This window comes from Pseudomonas sp. GL_139_B (assembly GCF_057834475.1).
In genome coordinates this window covers 4,942,746-4,959,630 of the sequence record NZ_CM174403.1, presented here as the reverse complement: position 1 = coordinate 4,959,630, position 16,885 = coordinate 4,942,746, and the positions used below count along the sequence as shown (strand labels likewise).

9 protein-coding genes are annotated in these 16,885 nt (G+C 58.5%); 3 read left to right on the top strand and 6 right to left on the bottom strand.

Annotated elements, in window-relative coordinates; all coding sequences use genetic code 11:
• Positions 1–27: 27 nt before the first annotated feature.
• A complete protein-coding gene (locus AC3ISI_RS22695; RefSeq protein ID WP_489333888.1) occupies positions 28–4,128 on the top strand; it encodes a Tc toxin subunit A-related protein in 4,101 nt (1,366 codons plus the stop codon).
• Entirely contained in the window at positions 4,121–8,452 is a 4,332-nt protein-coding gene (locus AC3ISI_RS22690) for an Ig-like domain-containing protein (RefSeq protein WP_489333887.1), read from the top strand. The genes AC3ISI_RS22695 and AC3ISI_RS22690 overlap by 8 nt, the downstream gene beginning before the upstream one ends.
• 44 nt (positions 8,453–8,496) lie before the next feature.
• Here AC3ISI_RS22690 and AC3ISI_RS22685 read toward each other — a convergent pair whose 3' ends face one another.
• From AC3ISI_RS22685 to AC3ISI_RS22660, 6 genes are read right to left on the bottom strand one after another with little or no spacing between them, the layout of a single operon-like run.
• Positions 8,497–9,828 (bottom strand): DUF58 domain-containing protein, encoded by a 1,332-nt coding sequence (locus AC3ISI_RS22685; protein ID WP_489333886.1) that lies wholly within the window; start codon positions 9,826–9,828, stop codon positions 8,497–8,499.
• On the bottom strand, positions 9,825–10,826 hold the full coding sequence (locus tag AC3ISI_RS22680) for an AAA family ATPase (protein ID WP_489333885.1): 1,002 nt from the start codon (positions 10,824–10,826) through the stop codon (positions 9,825–9,827). Before AC3ISI_RS22680 ends, AC3ISI_RS22685 begins: the two co-directional genes overlap by 4 nt.
• Positions 10,823–11,986, bottom strand: coding sequence for a DUF4350 domain-containing protein (locus tag AC3ISI_RS22675; RefSeq protein WP_489333884.1), 1,164 nt, complete (start codon positions 11,984–11,986; stop codon positions 10,823–10,825). The genes AC3ISI_RS22680 and AC3ISI_RS22675 overlap by 4 nt, the downstream gene beginning before the upstream one ends.
• Positions 11,983–13,527: a DUF4129 domain-containing protein gene (locus AC3ISI_RS22670; RefSeq protein WP_489333882.1), complete on the bottom strand. Its 1,545-nt coding sequence runs from the start codon at positions 13,525–13,527 to the stop codon at positions 11,983–11,985. Before AC3ISI_RS22670 ends, AC3ISI_RS22675 begins: the two co-directional genes overlap by 4 nt.
• On the bottom strand, positions 13,514–14,491 hold the full coding sequence (locus AC3ISI_RS22665; RefSeq protein WP_489333881.1) for a stage II sporulation protein M: 978 nt from the start codon (positions 14,489–14,491) through the stop codon (positions 13,514–13,516). The genes AC3ISI_RS22670 and AC3ISI_RS22665 overlap by 14 nt, the downstream gene beginning before the upstream one ends.
• Positions 14,488–15,213, bottom strand: a complete 726-nt coding sequence (locus tag AC3ISI_RS22660) for an RDD family protein (RefSeq protein ID WP_489333880.1) — start codon at positions 15,211–15,213, stop codon at positions 14,488–14,490. The genes AC3ISI_RS22665 and AC3ISI_RS22660 overlap by 4 nt, the downstream gene beginning before the upstream one ends.
• A 180-nt stretch (positions 15,214–15,393) precedes the next feature.
• Between AC3ISI_RS22660 and sbcB the strand changes: the two genes are divergently transcribed.
• The gene (sbcB, locus tag AC3ISI_RS22655) at positions 15,394–16,824 is read left to right on the top strand and encodes an exodeoxyribonuclease I (RefSeq protein WP_489333879.1); all 1,431 of its coding nucleotides are present in this window, start codon (positions 15,394–15,396) and stop codon (positions 16,822–16,824) included.
• Positions 16,825–16,885: the final 61 nt, after the last annotated feature.

The following is a 16,885-nucleotide window of genomic DNA, read 5'->3' as shown; positions in this document are numbered from 1 at the left end:
CGGCTCAAACCCTCAGGAGTTAGGACTATGGCACTGAACAATATGGCTGGCCTGCTCGAAAAGCGCCGTAATGCGCTGGTCGAGTTCTGCATCGGGAAGCTCGGGAGCGGAGAATCGCCACAGTACAGCTTCCTGAAAACCCCGGCAGACCTGTTCGAACTGCTGCGCATGGATCCCCTGGACAACTACCCGGTTCAAAGTTCCTGGGTGGCCGAAGCGACGAGCTGCGCCCAGCAGTTTATCCATGCCGCGTACCGCAAGCTGGAGCCGGGCTATGCGACGATCGAGTTTGATAAAAGAGATTTGGCGACTTGGGAGCTTTACAGCAATTATCCGGATTGGGCCGCGCGGCAACTGATCGCGATCTACCCGGAAAATTTCATGACCCCCTTTGTGCGACAGCGCAAGACCAGCCTGTTCAAAACCCTTGAAAACAATCTCAATCAGACCCGCCTCAACAGCGATTCGGTACAGGCAGCCCTGCAGGACTACCTGAAAACGTTCGAGCAGACCTGCAACCTGGACGTGATCAGCAGCTACATGGACGGTGCCTTGCCGGAACGCGCCGATTATTACTTTGTCGGTCGTCAGCGGGTGCCGCCTTACCAGTACTTCTGGCGCAAGGCTGAGGTGGAGCTCTCGCCGGCCGACGTCGCCCTCAATCCCGCAGTGTGGAATGAATGGCAGCCAGTGGATATTCCGGCAGGAGCCAAGGTGTTAGACATTCGCCCGGTGTTCTGGAGCGGACGGTTGTGCCTGGTGTGGGCCGAGTGGCGGGACAAGGTCGAGGGAGCGGATGGCAAAAGCATACCGCCGTGGCTGGACATCAATCTGGCGTTCATGAGTCAAAACGGCCAGTGGTCGGCACCGTTGAGCATGCACAGCTCCGCGCAGACGGCAGATCACTCCCAGGACAAAAACGTTCGACTGATTGCGACCGTGTGGGCCGATCATCACAACCCCAAGGGCAAGTTGGGGGTGTTGTTGACGAACCGCAAAGGGGACGGGAGTGAGCCCGGTCTGAATGTGACAGCGGTACGCGATGTGCTTTTCCGTCCCTTGCCCGAAGACGATGGCGGCTGGCTGGAGCACGCCGCGGACAAACGCTTTGTCACCGCCGAAACGGTGCAGCATCCGTTGCTGAACCAACCGACCCTTGTCGCCACTGTGCCCACATCGGGGACCCTGACGCCTTACCTGGATGTGCAGGCCGTGGCGTTTCGCGTCGGTGAAGAGGACATGTTGATTGTCCAGGGACTTTTGAGGCCCACGGGTAATACCAGTACCAGTAACGTTGAATTGGAATTGGCGTTGAAAAACATAACCCCCGACGACCCTGCACCCATTAAAACCTCCAAGCCACTTGCCGGTGGCTGGGGCACTGTATGGCAAGTCTTCAAACGGAGGAAAGGTGGATGGGGGATGCCTACCTTTACTTTTGGCACTGTCACGGGTGGATATGGAGTTAAAGAATTTGCATTGACGATTGTCAACGTAACGGACTTCAACCCGGCGGCATTGCTCAAAAACACTTCCAATGCGGCGCAGTTTATTGCTTTCAACCAGCCAGACTGGAAGCTTGAATTCACCCGTCTGAATTCGCTGTTCGGCCCCGAGCTGGTGCAACGCTCCAATATTTCCGTGGATGCTGTACTGGATTGGGACACCCAGTTTCTGTCGGAACCGCCCCCCGGTTCTGCAACGATCATCGAGCCGAACGGTGCATTCAACGGCGCCAATGGCTTGTTTTTCTGGGAGCTGTTTTTTCATTTGCCTCATCTGGTATCAACGCGTCTGCGCACGGAGGATCGTTTTCTGGAGGCGCAAAAATGGCTGCATTACCTGTTTGATCCGCAAGCGCCTGCCGATCCGGGACAACCACCGCGCCCGAATCCTAAACCCCTGTATTGGCGCTGCCGGCCATTGAACGTCGTCAAAGGCAATGTGGGCTTCGAAACCCGCGCACCGACCGATCCAGACGCCATCGGCTATTCCGCGCCCTACCATTTCCAGGTCCTGGTGTTTACTGAATACGTCAAGAATCTGGTCGCCTGGGGCGATTGGTATTACCGCCAGCTCACCCGTGACAGCCTGGTGGCAGCCAAGTTGTGTTACGTCCAGGCCGAGTTCTTCATGGGTAAGGCCCCCACGGTGCGCACAGTAAACCGTTGGGAAACCGACACGGTGGAGGGCCTTTTGACCAAGAGCCTGTCGCGGCCGGCGCTTGAGCAATTTGAACAAGCCCTAGTGTTCAGCCTGGCGGACTGTCCTGCCGGCGCCGACGAACCGCCCGAGCTCGGGTTGCTGGCGAACAATCCTTTCAAACTCCCGATCAATGACCAGTTGCTTGCGCTGTACGACTTGCCCGGCCAACGTCTGCATAACCTGCGCAATAACCTCACCCTTGATGGCAAGTCGATGGAGATCCCGCTGTTCAGCCCTCCCACCGATCCTAATCAATTGTTGCAAGACCTGGCAGCGGGGGGCATTGGTGCGCCAAGACCCATGGGAGGGCGGCTGGTGGTCGGTGCTTTCCGTTGGCGCGTGATTTTCGAGGCGGCGTTGCGTGCGGTGCAAACCCTGCAGGAATACGGCAACCAGGTACTGCGCTTGCTTGAGCAGCGAGATCGGATCGAGCAGGAAGAAATGCAGCAAGACCATCTGGTGAAATTGGGCGCCTATGCCCAGACCGTACAGGAATATGCCATTGATCAGTTGAAGGCGAATGTGGTCGCGCTGGAGCAAAGCCGGGCCGTGGCGGCGGAACGGGCCGATGCCTATGCGGCACTCTATGACGAAAATGTGTCGGCAGTTGAATACGAGGTCATGGAAAGTCTGCAGGAGTCAAAAAAACTGTCACTGGTGTCCTCAAGCATCAAGCCCGCAGCCGGGGCGCTGGCTGCTCTGCCCAATGTGTTCGGTTTGGCCAATGGTGGATTTCGCCCTGACGAACTCATCAATGCGGTGTGCTTCGGATTGGACATCGCTTCGGCGGTCAAGCAGCTGGACGCGGACAAGCAAGCCACCACCGAAGCTTACCGCCGGCGCCGTAACGAATGGGCGCTGCAGCGCAGTCAAGCGACAGCGGAGATTCGCGCGATCGATGAGCAGATCGGCGCTCAACAGCATGCCGTCGAGGCGGCCAAAGCCAGCCTGCAGCAAACCCTCACGGCCAACAGTCAGGCGCTGACGGTTTACAACTTCCTCAAGAAGCGTGCGACCAATGCCGAATTGTTTGGCTGGTTGCTGGGCCAGTTCAAGGCGCTGCATTATCAGGCGCACGATGCGGTCGTCAGTTTATGCCTCAACGCCCAGGCTTCGTTGAACGCGGAAACTGGCGATTACGACGCGAATCTCCCCCTGCCCCAGGTCTGGCTGGATAACCGTCACGGCTTGACCGCAGGCGAACACCTGCGCGGGCATTTGTTGCGCATGGAGCGTGAATACCTGCAACGCCATGAACGTCGGCTCGAACTGGTCAAAACCGTATCCTTGCGGCAACTGTTTGACGACAAGGTCGAACCGCAAGTGGGGATCGACAATTGGACGTCGGCGCTGCAGCAGTTGCAGGACCGGGGGACACTGGAATTCAAGCTTACCCAGTTGCTGTTCGATCGCGATCATCCGGGGCATTACTGCCGACAAATCACCTCGGTCGAGGTCGATCTGCCGGTGCTGACCGGACCTTACGAAAATGTACGAGCAAGCTTGTTGCAGATCAGCAGCATGATCGCGACCCAGGCATCGAGTCAGTCAGTGAGGTATTTGCACAACCCGGACGGTGCCACTGGCCCCTCCGACGTGCAAGTCAACCTGCGCAGTGGTCAACAAATCGTCTTGTCGATGGGGATTACCGACAACGGCATGACGGCAATGAAACCTGATGAAGGGCTGCTCAACCCCTTCGAAAACACCGGGGCAGTGTCGCGCTGGACGTTGAATTTTCCGCGGCCGACAAAAGCGTCGCAGCACGCCATGCTGCTCTCGTTGACGGACATCATTCTGCGGATCCGGTTCACAGCCAAAGCCGGCAAGCCGACCTTCGCGCGAACCGTCGAAGACCTGGTGACCCAAGCCGAAAACCCGGAGCAAAACCCAACCGTCGAAGGAGCCGTCCGTCATGAATGAACCGATCATTCAGGCCAATGAAAGTCTAATCCGCAATGGCGGTTTCGAGCAGGGGTTTACCGATTGGAAGAAAGGTCCGATAAATCCAAGCTGGTTGAGTAAAGCAAGTGAAGTCCATGAAGGCGTATTGACTCCTTTTCTGAAGGCTGGAAACAGGTCTTCGGTCAGTCAGTCGTTGAGGGTCCCCAAGAATCCGGGTGCGCAAGCGCGCTATGTCCTCGGTTTCTGGTGCGAGACCCGGCACATCGACGCGGGCACGCTGAAGATCAGTATTGATGGGCAGCAAGAGACTTTGGTAATCCCGTTGCCGCCGGGTGCATCACGGGATATAGGGGAAGATCAGGCGCGGCTGAGGAACGGTCAGCCGCTGGAGTTCAAGCCGATCAAGTACGAAGTCGAACTGGCGCTGCCATTCAGTGCCGGGGACACGCTCACCGTCGACGTGTCCAGTCCGGCCAATACCCCCAATGACCCCATCTCGGGCATCTGCATCACCCAAATCAATCTCCAATTGCATCTGGAGCCAGCGGTGATGCAAGGGCTAATGCTGGATGAAGAGCCTGTGTCACCTGCTGCGACGCTGTACATGTGCCTGGGGGCCGCCGCGAGTCTTGCTCACCGGTTGAAATTCCTCCCCGCACCAGATAATGCCTGGCAGGACACCCACGCAGCGTTGACCAGCGACGATAATCCGCTTGATGCGATTGTCGCGTCGCCGGACTGGGGTATGAATCATCCGCTAGAGGATCAATGGCAACTTGATTGCCCGTTGATTGGCGAGGAGGGGCCTTACCTTTTCTCGATGAACCTGCTTAACCAATACACCGCCGAGCCTTATCCGGTGAATGTGTCGCTAGGGCATCATCGGGTGGTGTTCCGCGACGTGTTCGAGGCAGCGTATTACCCGGTGCTCGAATACGGGCAGGGTGTACGTCTGGGCGTTCAAGTGGCGTCGTACTACACCGGCCATCCCCTCAGCGGGCGAACGGTGACCTGGACACTTGAAGGCCAAGGGGTGAAAGGCGCTGGCGTCACGAATGACCAAGGCTGGGCTTACTTCGATTTTGAACCACAGGCACACGGCAACGTTGTCATTCAGGCCTCTGTCGACAGCCCCTATTACGCCGCTGGTGTGGTCACTCAGTCGTTGGACGTCCGGGTATTGGCGACGGATCCGTGGAAGGACGTATTGGCGGTCGTCGAGGGCGTTGAGAAGCGCTGGGAGGAAAAAACCGGCTACCCCAATCGGGGCTCGGATTATCCGGTGACGGTAAAACTGCCCGCAGACAGCCCGTTGTTGGGCACGGAATTGTCATTGCGCTGGAGCGGCGATTCCCATGTGCAACTGGGGGTTGTTGTCAGCCCGGCGCTTGAGCATTGGGTGCCGGTCATTGGTGTCGAAATGGCCTGGACCCTGACGAGCGAGGATCGTCTTGACGGTCGGTTTTATCTGGAGCTGGCCTGCTCGAAGCTGTTGTCCCCCTCACCGAAAAAAACCATGTCGCTGGCGCGCAATCTGGTCAAGGTCGGTGAGGTACGCGAGGCCAACAAGTTTCCGGTGGTGGATGAAAACGAAAGCGTGCTGTTGCGGGTGCAAGTGGTGCACGTCGTGGTCAGTGGCGACGGTGATCCGGTGAACAACACGCAGGTCGACTGGATTACGCCTGATGGCACTATTTCGACTCGTTCGGGTGCCGGTGGCTGGGCCAGTGTGCTGTATGCGCCAACACGTTCAGGGGATCAAGTTGTCACGGCCAGCATCAAGGCCCATGCGGAGGCCGTTGCGGTTGAACAGCTTTTTAATGTGAAGGCCTTTGCTACCAGTCCCTGGAAAAGTGAAGTCAAGTTCCTGCTGGATAATGTGGAAGTCGAGCGCAATACACTCGGCCTACTCTGCCGGCGTGGGGAGACACATATCTTGAAAGTCGTACCGGTCCCGGGCAGTACATGGGTCGGCAAAAACATCAGTTTGCACTGGCGAGGTGCAGCGCCGGATATCGGGCTGGTGCCCGGCGATCTTGATACGCCCAAGTCACTCGCGGCAGCCGGTGTGGAGTGGGAACTGGTCTCACAAGCGAATGACAGCATCAGCCGTCTGTTTGAGCTGGAGCTACGGCTTGAAGGCGTTTCAACCGTTCGGGAGCTGCCTGGGCGCTTGGTATCCATGGATCTGGCGGAAGAAGTGAGCCTGATGCTGGATCAGATTTCGGCAGCGTTGGTCGGTCGGTCGTTCTATCCGTGCCTGGGGGCTCTTCACCGCTTCAACGTTTTGCCCAATGCACTGAGCCCGCTGGTGGGGCTGGAGGCATTGCTGACATGGTCGGGGACGCCGGCCGATCAGTTGGGCGCAACCGTTCAACCTGCCCTGAACCTCTCGCAAAACCTGAGCGATGGGGGCGCGACCTGGATGCTGGACTTCACCGCCAGTCAGACACCCGGCGACTTTGCCCTGGCGTTGGCACTGCCTCAGTTGAACTTCGTTGCCACCGCCAAGCCGATGATGCTGGCGCATAACAAAATCAGAATCGAGGCGTGGCGTGAATCGCCGGTGGACCCGGTGGTGGGTCAGGAACCTGCGTGGCAGTGGGTTCAAGTGTTCTCTCATTTCACCCGGCGCGCTGTGAATCAGGTGCCCGTGACATGGACGACGCCGCAGGGGCCGAGCGTGATGCATTCCGATAACGATGGTTGGTCCGGTGTTGATTTTTCGCCGTTAATCGATGGAGCACATGAAGTTCAGGCGTTGGTGGTCAGTCCTTTTGACGGCTTTGAAGATAAACGCACGATGGGGGTTACGACACTGGCGAACGATCCGTGGGAGGGGCTGTTGGTCAAGTTTGACGGCGGACCGGCTCACACCTGGGGCGAAAAGACCTACTTCCCGCGTCGCAAGGGAGAGCACACGTTTGAGTTGTTGGCTCCAGAGAACAGCCCATTGTTTGATCGTGACTTGGCGCTAGGTATGACGGGGACCGGGCCTGTCGAACTGGGTATCCAGTTTTTGCCGGCGGCGCTGGGGGTGCCACGCAAGTTCTACGACGTGGTGGGCTTGCAATACACGTTCAAAGCCGGCGATTTGAAGGACGCTAGTTTTGCGTTGCGATTGTCGTCGCAGCGACTGGCGAGTCTGTCGCCGGCGAACGCGATGTCCTTGGGGGAAGGCGCGCAGGTGGTGAAAATCATCGGGAACAGCCGCGTTGATCAGACTCTGGATTGGGGGCAGGAATTTTTTGGGCAGATTACTGTGGTGTCGGCCATCAGTGGCAGGGCGATGGTGGGGTGGTCGGTGACATGGCGTAGCCTGGATATTGGGGTTGTGACCTCAGTGACTGATTTCTATGGGGTGGCGAAAGTGAGGTTTGTTCCAACTACGCCAGGCGCGGCTGTGCTAACTGCGACGGTGGGGGATGAGGATTATGCCGATTCGGTGTCGTTTCCGTTTTTCTTGAATGATCCCCAGGAAATACAGACGCTACTCAGCACAGAGCCAACCGGGTATCCGGGTCAGGAGGTTTCGGCACAGGCTATGGTGGTTTCAACTATTACCGGAAAACCTTTGGCGGACGTCGAGGTAATGTGGGATTTTCCAGAAGTTACGATTGCGCCGACGAAGACGGACGTTGAAGGTAAAGCAAGTGTGGTGTTCAGGCTTTCTGCGGACAAGCCGAGTGTTCTGGGAGCCACCGTGCGAGGGGGATATGGCGGGTGGAATACCGAGCTGATGTTGTTTACGGTGTTGTACGGTGATCTCGTCATAGAGAGTGTCACCTCAGAAAGTACGCAGACTTATGTAGGAGTTAAAACAACAGCCTATGCAAAATTGGGTTCTCGTCAGACCGGTCATTCCGTAAGGAATGTTGAAGTTCTTTGGCGTTACCCTGGGCTCGAACTTCCATCGTCCCACTCTAATATTAATGGATTTACTGACATCCATTTTGTGCCTGATAAAGCTGGGGTTTACGACCTCGTCGCAATGACAGTAGAGGGCGTTTCAGCCGCGAAAACGTTTACGGTTCTGGATCGCACCCGAAATCTTGTTGAGTTCAAGGGCAGTGGAGATTACACGGTAGGGGACACAGCAGAAATCTCTTTCCGACTGGTTGATACTTCTACAGGGGAGGGGGTGATGGGGGAAGAGGTTTTCTTTTTTAACTACGGTGCACCGGATGGCTCGGTTAAGTCAGTTGCGGGAGGATGGGTGACTAAAACTTACCATTCGAGTCAACCTCGTTATTTCGACATACTTGTTCGAATTAATAACCCTGACGGGTCCGTCTCAATCGAAGTGGGTGCAGGTGTCCAATTTGTGAGGGAGGTATATTGATTTAAAGCGCGAGCCCAATGATCCTTTTGTACAGAGAACGATCGTTAAATTACGCCAGCCCTTTTCCAGCATAGATACCGCGTCACCAACTCGGCCCCCAGTTCTGAGGGCCGAGCATCCACCACTGGCACTCCATGAGCAATCAACCGCTCATGGAGTTCTGCCCGTGCATTTAGATAATCCACCGTCCCGCAGTACGCCAGCGCCTCCGGCAAGGTTTGCACCGGCACGTGCCGCAAATGGTCGAGCAAGTTTTCGCGCAAACTCGCCACCAGCACCCGATGCTGTTTGCTTAGGCGTTTGATGGCGGTCAGCAGTTCTTCATCGTCTTCATCGCGCAGGTTGGTGACCAGCACCACCAGCGCCCGGCGTTTCTGTCGGGCCAGCAACTGAGTGGCGGCCGCCTGGTAATCGGCGGGACGTTGGCTGCTGTCGAGGTCGTAGACACTGTTTAGCAATACATTGAGTTGGCCAGTGCCTTTGACCGGGGCGAGGTAATGCGCACGGTCGCTGGCGAACGTACTCAGGCCCACGGCATCACCCTGGCGCAGGGCGATGTAGCTGAGTAGCAGACAGGCATTGAGTGCGTGATCGAAATGCGCGAGTTCGCCATCCTGACTGCGCATGCGCCGGCCGCAATCGAGCATGAAAATGATCTGCTGGTCGCGCTCGTCCTGATACTCACGGGCAATCGGCGTGCGTTGCCGGGCGGTGGCTTTCCAGTCGATCTGGCGCAGGCTGTCGCCTTCGCGAAATTCGCGCAGTTGATGAAACTCCAGACCCAACCCGCGACGTTGCCGCTGACGCACGCCGAGTTGGCTGAGCCAGTTGTCCACTGCCAACAGTTCGCCGCCATAGAGGCGAGCGAAGTCGGGGTAGACGCGGGTGCTGTCGACCACGTTTAGCAGGCGTTTGTCGGACCATAAGCCGAGAGGGCTTGGCAGGTTGATTTCGCAGTGTTCGAAACTGAAATGGCCGCGTTTGAGCGGACGCAGCCGATAGCCAATCACACTCTGTTGGCCGGGTTGCAGTTCAACCGAGAGCGGGAGGTTTTCGAAGCTCAGGCCATCCGGAACATGATCGAAAATGTCGGCATTGAGTGATTGAGCAAAGTCATGCTCGACCTCCAGCCGCACTTCGCTCCATCGGCCGAGCGCCAGACTGCCGGGCATCTGCCGTTGCACACGAGGCGAGGGCAGGCGCTTGAGGCGAATGACGTCGAGGATCGCCAAGGCCAGCAACGCCAACAGCAACCCCCAATTGATCGATAACAGCGTCGATGGGACGGCGATGTCCAGCGCCCGCAACGCGCCCAACACAATGCCGATGGCCAGCAGGATCGCGAGCCAGCTCAACAGCAGGCGGGACGGTTTCACAATCGTGGCGCCGGCACTTGATCGAGCAGTTGCTTGAGCACCTGATCGGCGTCCAGCCCTTCGATGTCCAGCTCCGGCGCGATGCGCACGCGGTGGCGCAGCACCGCCAATGCACAGCCTTTGATGTCATCCGGAATCACAAACTCGCCGCCGCGCAGCAAGGCACGGGCTCGGGCACAACGCACTAAAGCGATGGACGCACGCGGCCCGGCGCCGAGGGTCAAGCCCGGCCAGGTGCGCGTGCTGCGGGCCAGGCGCACGGCGTAATCGAGGACCTGATCATCCAGTGGCAAATCACTGGCAATACGCTGCAAAGCCAGCACGTCTTTGGCTTGCAGTACGGTGCGCAGCGGTTGCACGTCGAGCATGTCGGCGCGGGTCGAACGGCTGACCTGACGGACCATGTTCAACTCCTGCTCGGCATCGGGGTAGTCCATGCGCACCTTGAGCATGAAGCGGTCGAGCTCGGCTTCGGGCAGTGGATACGTGCCTTCCTGTTCGATCGGGTTTTGCGTGGCGAGCACCATGAACGGTTGCACGATGGGCAGGGCGCGGCCTTCGAGGGTGACCTGGCGTTCCTGCATCGCTTCGAGCAGCGCGGATTGGGTTTTCGCCGGGGCGCGGTTGATCTCGTCGGCCAGTAGCAGGTTGGTGAACACCGGGCCTTTGCGCAGTTTGAACTGCTCGGTGTTCAGGTCGTAGACCGCGTGCCCGGTGACGTCGCTGGGCATCAGGTCCGGGGTGAACTGGATACGCGCGAATTCGCCGCCGAAGCAGCGAGCGAGGGCGCGCACCAGCAAGGTCTTGCCCAACCCTGGCACGCCTTCCAGCAGCACATGGCCGCCGGCGATCAGCGCGGTGAGGACGTCGTCGATCACCGTGTTCTGGCCGATCACCGCTTTCTGCAATTCGCCGCGCACGGCCTGGGCCAATTGACTGGCGCGCTGGCGTTGCTGGGTGGCGTGAGTCGGCGAGCCGGGCTCGATCTGTTCACTCATAAAACGTTCCTCAAGGTTTGCAGGTGGGCGACCAGACGGCTGAAGTGAGCGCTGGACAGCCGCTGCTTCGATCGCGGGCTCATGGCCTGGCTGATAGCGCGTGTGGGTTGGCCGGTCAGGCGTGAGAGCACCCGCCATTGCTCGGCAACGCCGAGTTGTTCAAAACCGGGTTGACGGCGCCGCACACGGCGCAGGATGTCTTGTTGCAAGGCTTGCAGCAGGTGCTGCTGGCCGTTGCGGCGCAACATGAAATCGGCACTGGCGCGCAGGTGTTCCTGGAGTTGGCGGCGGCCTTTCGATGCGGGTTCCAGCAGCGGACCCTGGCGCACGCCGACATGCCAGAATCCCAGGATGATCAGCGCAATCAAGGCCACCAATGACTGTGGGAAATAACGCCACAGCAAGGTCAGCAAGTTGTCGTGATCGGTGTTGAACAGCAACGTCACGCTCGTGTCCGCCGTCAGATACCAGAGCAGCCAGGCATTGTCGTACTGGTCGATGGCCGGGGTTTTCCACAGGTCGGCATCGGTGACCACGGTGATCGAACCGAGCCCTTGATTGAGCTGCATCATGTGCGTGGCCTTGCCGCTGTTGGCCCAGGCTTGCGCGAGGTTTTTCGGATCATCGAGATGGAAGGCCGTGTCGAAATTCGCGTAGGCCGGTGCTTCTTCATCCTCCAGATACAGCTTGGTCAGTTTGGGATATTGATCGTCGAGGATGTCGGGTGGCGGGTCCTTGAGGTCTTTGCTCAGCGACTGGTGCAATTGCACCCGGTCGAGCAGCAGGTCGTTGCTCTGGCCGGTCTTTTCATCCCAAAGGGATTGGGCCACAAATAAAATACGCCCACCGGCTCGAGTCCAGTTCAAGACTTGATCAATCTGACGCGGGGTCATGTTGTGGCGATCCCCGAGCAGCAACAGACTGTGCTGATGGGGATCGAGGGTGGGCAGCACGTCAAGGCCATTGGCATGGCTGACGGTCAGGCCCTGCTTGCGCAAAAAATGTTCAGCGGCGAGGTAGGGGTTGGCCTGCGCTTCAGGCGATGGGCCGTGATCGATTTCAACCTGATAGGGCGTGGCTTTCAGGTACAGATAAATGCTCAGCGCACCGACCAACAGGACGATGAATACGCTGGTCACCTGCCACAATCGCCGGCTCACTGGGCTGCTCCCGGGCCGAACAAAGCCCGCCACCCGTCACACAGTTCCTGTTGCAGATACGCGGGTGGCAGGCGATGACCATAGGCCATGTTTTGCCAGTGACCGGTCAGGGTTTTGCTAAAAGCCAGCAACGCGGGTTGCTGCAATTGTTCGACGCGCCGCAGAACCTCGCCTTCGGTGTCGGCGGGTTTCAGCGCCATGTGGTGGTCGTGCAGCAAGTGGCTGAGCAGGGCGCGATAGAGCAAACCGAGGGCCGCGCGCGGATTGGTTTGCCAGAGACTTTCAGCACTGGCGGCAATGTCGGCGGGCAGGGTTTCGCGGCTAAGGTCCAGGCCGAAAGCCTGTTGCGGTAACGGCCGAGCGACTTTGCTTTTCAACGCGGGGCGACGGCTGACGAACGCCTGCAACCACTCACGGTAACGCCAGATCAATATGCCGATACCGCCGATAATCGCGCTCCACAGCAGCAGTTCAATTGCGGTGGCGAGGAAGCCGAAACGCTGGCTGTCCAGCAGCGCCAACAACACCTTCAGCCATTCGGGTGTTTTGCCGTCATTCGGGGTTTTTGCCTCGGGTTTATCATCGCCAAACTGATAGCGGGTGACCGTTTCCCTGTTCTTGAACGGTGGCTTGTCGAGGAGGGCTTTGATGCTGTCTTTTGAAGCCTGGCTGGTCAACGGTTGATTGAGCAGACGAGGACTGTCCGGAGTGATGACAGGCTCGGCGGCCCAAACGTGTTGCGCGCCAGGCAGCAACAGGATTGCCGCCAGCATCAGGGAGAGGGTGGTTGTATTGAGGCGTTGGCGTAAGCGGCGAAACACCAGTTCAATATCCCAGGCCTCCAGCACCGTGCGCCGATTCAGGTAAAGACTGAAACCGCAGGCGACATAGACCGGCTCCCAGACAATCAGCACCAGCACGTAAAAAGCATTGGTCAGGTGTTCCAGCCAGCGCCAGTCCTGCACGACGGCGGTGATTAGGGTCTGCCAGCTCCAGTCGAGTTCGACCTGCTGTGGCAGGAAGAGGTAGAACAACACCATCAAACCAACCCACAACGCGCTTTCCAGATGCACGCCGATGATCGTCAGCCATTGCGCCGCGCCGGCGTTGCGCTGCAGCAGTACCTGCAACCGCTGTTGTCGCGCTTCGCCACTCAAGCCTTCAAGTTGCACCACCGGCATCACAAAACTGCGGCTCAGACTCAGGCGGCGCCAAGTCAGGCTGGCCAGCAGTTGCGGCTTGAGCAGGCGCGGCCATTCGCGCAGCGCCTGTTCCAACGTCGGTGTTTCGCCGAACAGGCTTTTGGACAGGATGAACAACGGCAGACGCTCGAACGCCGGTTTGAGCCACCAGAAGATAAACACAGCGAGGGACGGCGAATCCCAGAACATCGCGCTGAGCAAGGCGAAGATCGGCAAGGTCACGATGGCCCAACTGGTCATCAACAGACGACGATGGCGCTGGCTCAACAGCACGCCCAGGTCCATGGCTTCCCAGGTTTTGCGCGGGCGGATCACGACCGTGGCGTCACTCAGGCGCATGGCGAGCCCGTCCGGCAAACAGCAGATAGGTTACGACCAACGCCCAGAGCGTGGCGCCGACCAGGTATTTGGTCATCGGTGCCGGAGCGGTCATCGACGACCAGTAAGCTTCGATAAACGCCGCAATCAACAGGAACAACATGACGCCGCAGATCAGCAACACGCTCTTGCCCGCCGCCCGTCGCAATGCTTCGGCGCGCGGCAGGCGTCCCGGTGCGATCAGCGCCCAACCCAGTTGTAGGCCGGCGGCACCGGACAGGGCGATGGCCGTCAGTTCAAAAGCACCGTGCCCAATCACGAACGACCAGAACGTTTGCCCGTAGCCGACGTGCGTCAGGTGCCCGGCCACTGCACCGATCATCAAGCCGTTGAACAGCAGGAAAAACGCGCTGCCCAGCCCCAGTAGCAAACCGCTGGCGAAGGTCTGAAAGGCGATACCGATGTTGTGCATGATGTAGTAACCGAACATCACCCAGTCTTCACTGGAGGCGCGTTCCGTTGTGCGTCCCAAATGGCCGGCGACCGGGTCGTACATGCTCTGCAATTCGCTGACCTGCTCGGCCGGAATCAGGTTGTAGACGAGGTCCGGGAACAGGTACACCAACAGCGAGAAGCCGATCAGGCTGCCAAAAAACATCAGGCCGGCGGCGAGTACAAAGCGCCATTGTTCGCGCACCAATCGCGGAAAACCGGCCAGGATGAAGCCCGCCACGTTGGCGCCCAGCCCGCTGCGATGCCGATACAGCTGTTGATGCCCGCGCAGCACGAGCTGCTGCAATGAGTCGATCAGAAAACTGCTGTAGCCCCGTTCCTGAGCCAATGCCAAATGTTGGCAGAGACGACGGTAGTCCTTGGGGAAGTTGCCGATCCGGGACGAGGCCTTACCGCGCTCCAGTTGGCCCAGCATCAGGGAAAACTGTTCCCACTCGGCCTTGTGGCGCTGTTCGAAAAGACTTTGCTTCATGCCGGACCCAACAAGCCGCGGGCGATGCCGTTGAGTTCTGCCACGGCGCGCGGCGGGTCGACCTGCAACGGTTGCGCGAGAATCGAGGCGAGCTCACGGGTGCGCGCCTGGGAGAGTTCACCCTGGCGCTCGGCAAAACCGAGGATGGCGCGTTGTTCGGACAGCGTCAGGGCAAAAGCCGGGCGCACTGGCGGGGCTTCGGGCAGTTGCGGTCGAGTGAGCGGTTGTTCGCGGTAGATCACAAGCGTGCCGGCCGCGAGGTCACCGAGGCGTTTGAAGGTGGAATGTTGCAGGCAGCTGATAGCACCGAGGAAGTAGCCGAAGGGCAGCATGTCGACAAATCTAAGCAGGTTGCGCAGCAGCGAAGCGGACCAGCCGATCGGTGTGCCGTCGTCCTGCACCACGCGCAAGCCCATCCACTGTTTGCCCGGTGATCGCCCCTGATTGAGCACTTCGAACAGCACCATGTACCACCAGCTCACGCCGAACAGCAGGAGCGAGCCCAGCCCGGCGCCAAGCTTTCCGAGAAACGCCAGCACCATAAACAGCAGGCCGAGGATCAGCCCGCGTAACCCGAGGTCGATGGCGAAGGCCAGCGCTCGCACCATCAATCCGGCGGGACGCAGTGGCAAGTCGATGCCTTCGGGCGTTTCGACTTGATACCGTGTGTCCAGTGGCGGGTACAGCGTCGCTTTCCTTGGCAGTGCTGTGGTCTCGAGCATGGGCAACCTGTGTGGCCTGTTCGGGATTCGATGTCTGTTCGATGCTAGCAGCCTCTCGGGGGAAAACGACATAACTATGTATTGCACGGGGAGTAACGAGAGGTGATTGAATGACAAGTTACTGGCCGGGGCGGGATGTGAGCGCCTAGACTTCGTCGATCTTCAGTTCAGGAACAACCCGTGACCTCGATCTTCTGGTACGACTATGAAACCACTGGCATCAGCCCCCGATGCGACCGTCCGCTGCAAGTCGCGGGGATTCGCACCGACTTCGATCTCAATGAAATAGACGAACCGGTCAATCTTTACTGCCAGCCCAGTGATGACATCCTGCCGCACCCGGCGGCGTGCGCCATCACCGGAATAACGCCAGGTCGACTGGCGGAGCAAGGCTTGAGCGAAGCAGATTTCATGACACGTGTGCATGCCCAGTTGGCGGCGCCTGGCACGTGCGGTGCGGGTTACAACACGCTGCGTTTTGACGACGAGATGACCCGTTACAGTCTGTATCGAAACTTTTTCGATCCATATGCACGCGAGTGGCAGGGGGGGAACAGTCGCTGGGACCTGATCGATGTGGTGCGTGCAGCGTATGCCTTGCGTCCTGATGGGCTCGTCTGGCCCACGGACGACGAGGGCCGAGTGACGCTCAAACTTGAACGTCTGAGCGCCGCTAACGGCATTGATCACGGAAACGCCCACGAAGCGCTATCCGACGTGCGCGCCACCATCGCGCTGGCGCGTCTGATTCGTGAAAAACAGCCGAAGTTGTATGACTGGCTATTCAAGTTGCGCAGTAAGCAAAAGGTGATGGACCAGATTCGCCTGTTGCAACCGATGGTGCATATTTCCGGGCGGTTTTCGGCGGCCCGCAGCTATGTCGGTGTGGTGCTGCCACTGGCCTGGCACCCGCGTAACAAGAATGCATTGATTGTCTGCGACCTGCACCTGGATCCCCAGGGTTTGCTGGATCTGGATGCCGAGACCTTGCGACAGCGGCTGTACACCCGTCGCGATGATCTGGCCGAAGGCGAACTGCCCGTGCCGCTTAAACTCATTCACATCAACAAGTGCCCGGTGGTCGCACCCTTGTCGGTACTTCGTCCCGACGACCAGAAACGCCTGGGGCTGGACATGGCGCTTTATCAGGAGCGATCGCTGCGGCTAATCGACGCACAACAAGTTTGGCGAGATAAAGTGCAGGCGATTTATAGCAGCGAAGATTTCACGCCAAGCCAGGATCCCGAACAACAGTTATACGATGGTTTTATCGGTGACCGGGATCGTCGTCTATGCGAGCAAGTCAGAGCCGCGGACCCTGTGCAACTAGCACAAGAACAATGGCCTTTCGATGACGAACGTTTACCTGAATTATTGTTTCGATATCGCGCACGTAACTTCCCCGATACGTTGAATTCCGAGGAGCAAGAGCGCTGGCGATTATTCTGTCAGAAACGTTTGTCAGCACCCGAGTGGGGGGCACCCCATACCCTGGATTCGTTTGCAGAAGCCGCGGCCCAATTGAACGAAACTGCTACACCGTTGCAGCGTACAGTGCTGAATGAATGGCAAAATTATGTCGATGCATTACGAACACGTTTGAATCTTTGAAAACGAAAACAGTCATGCTTCCAGCACGAGCATAAAAAAACGCCAGCATTCGCTGGCGTTC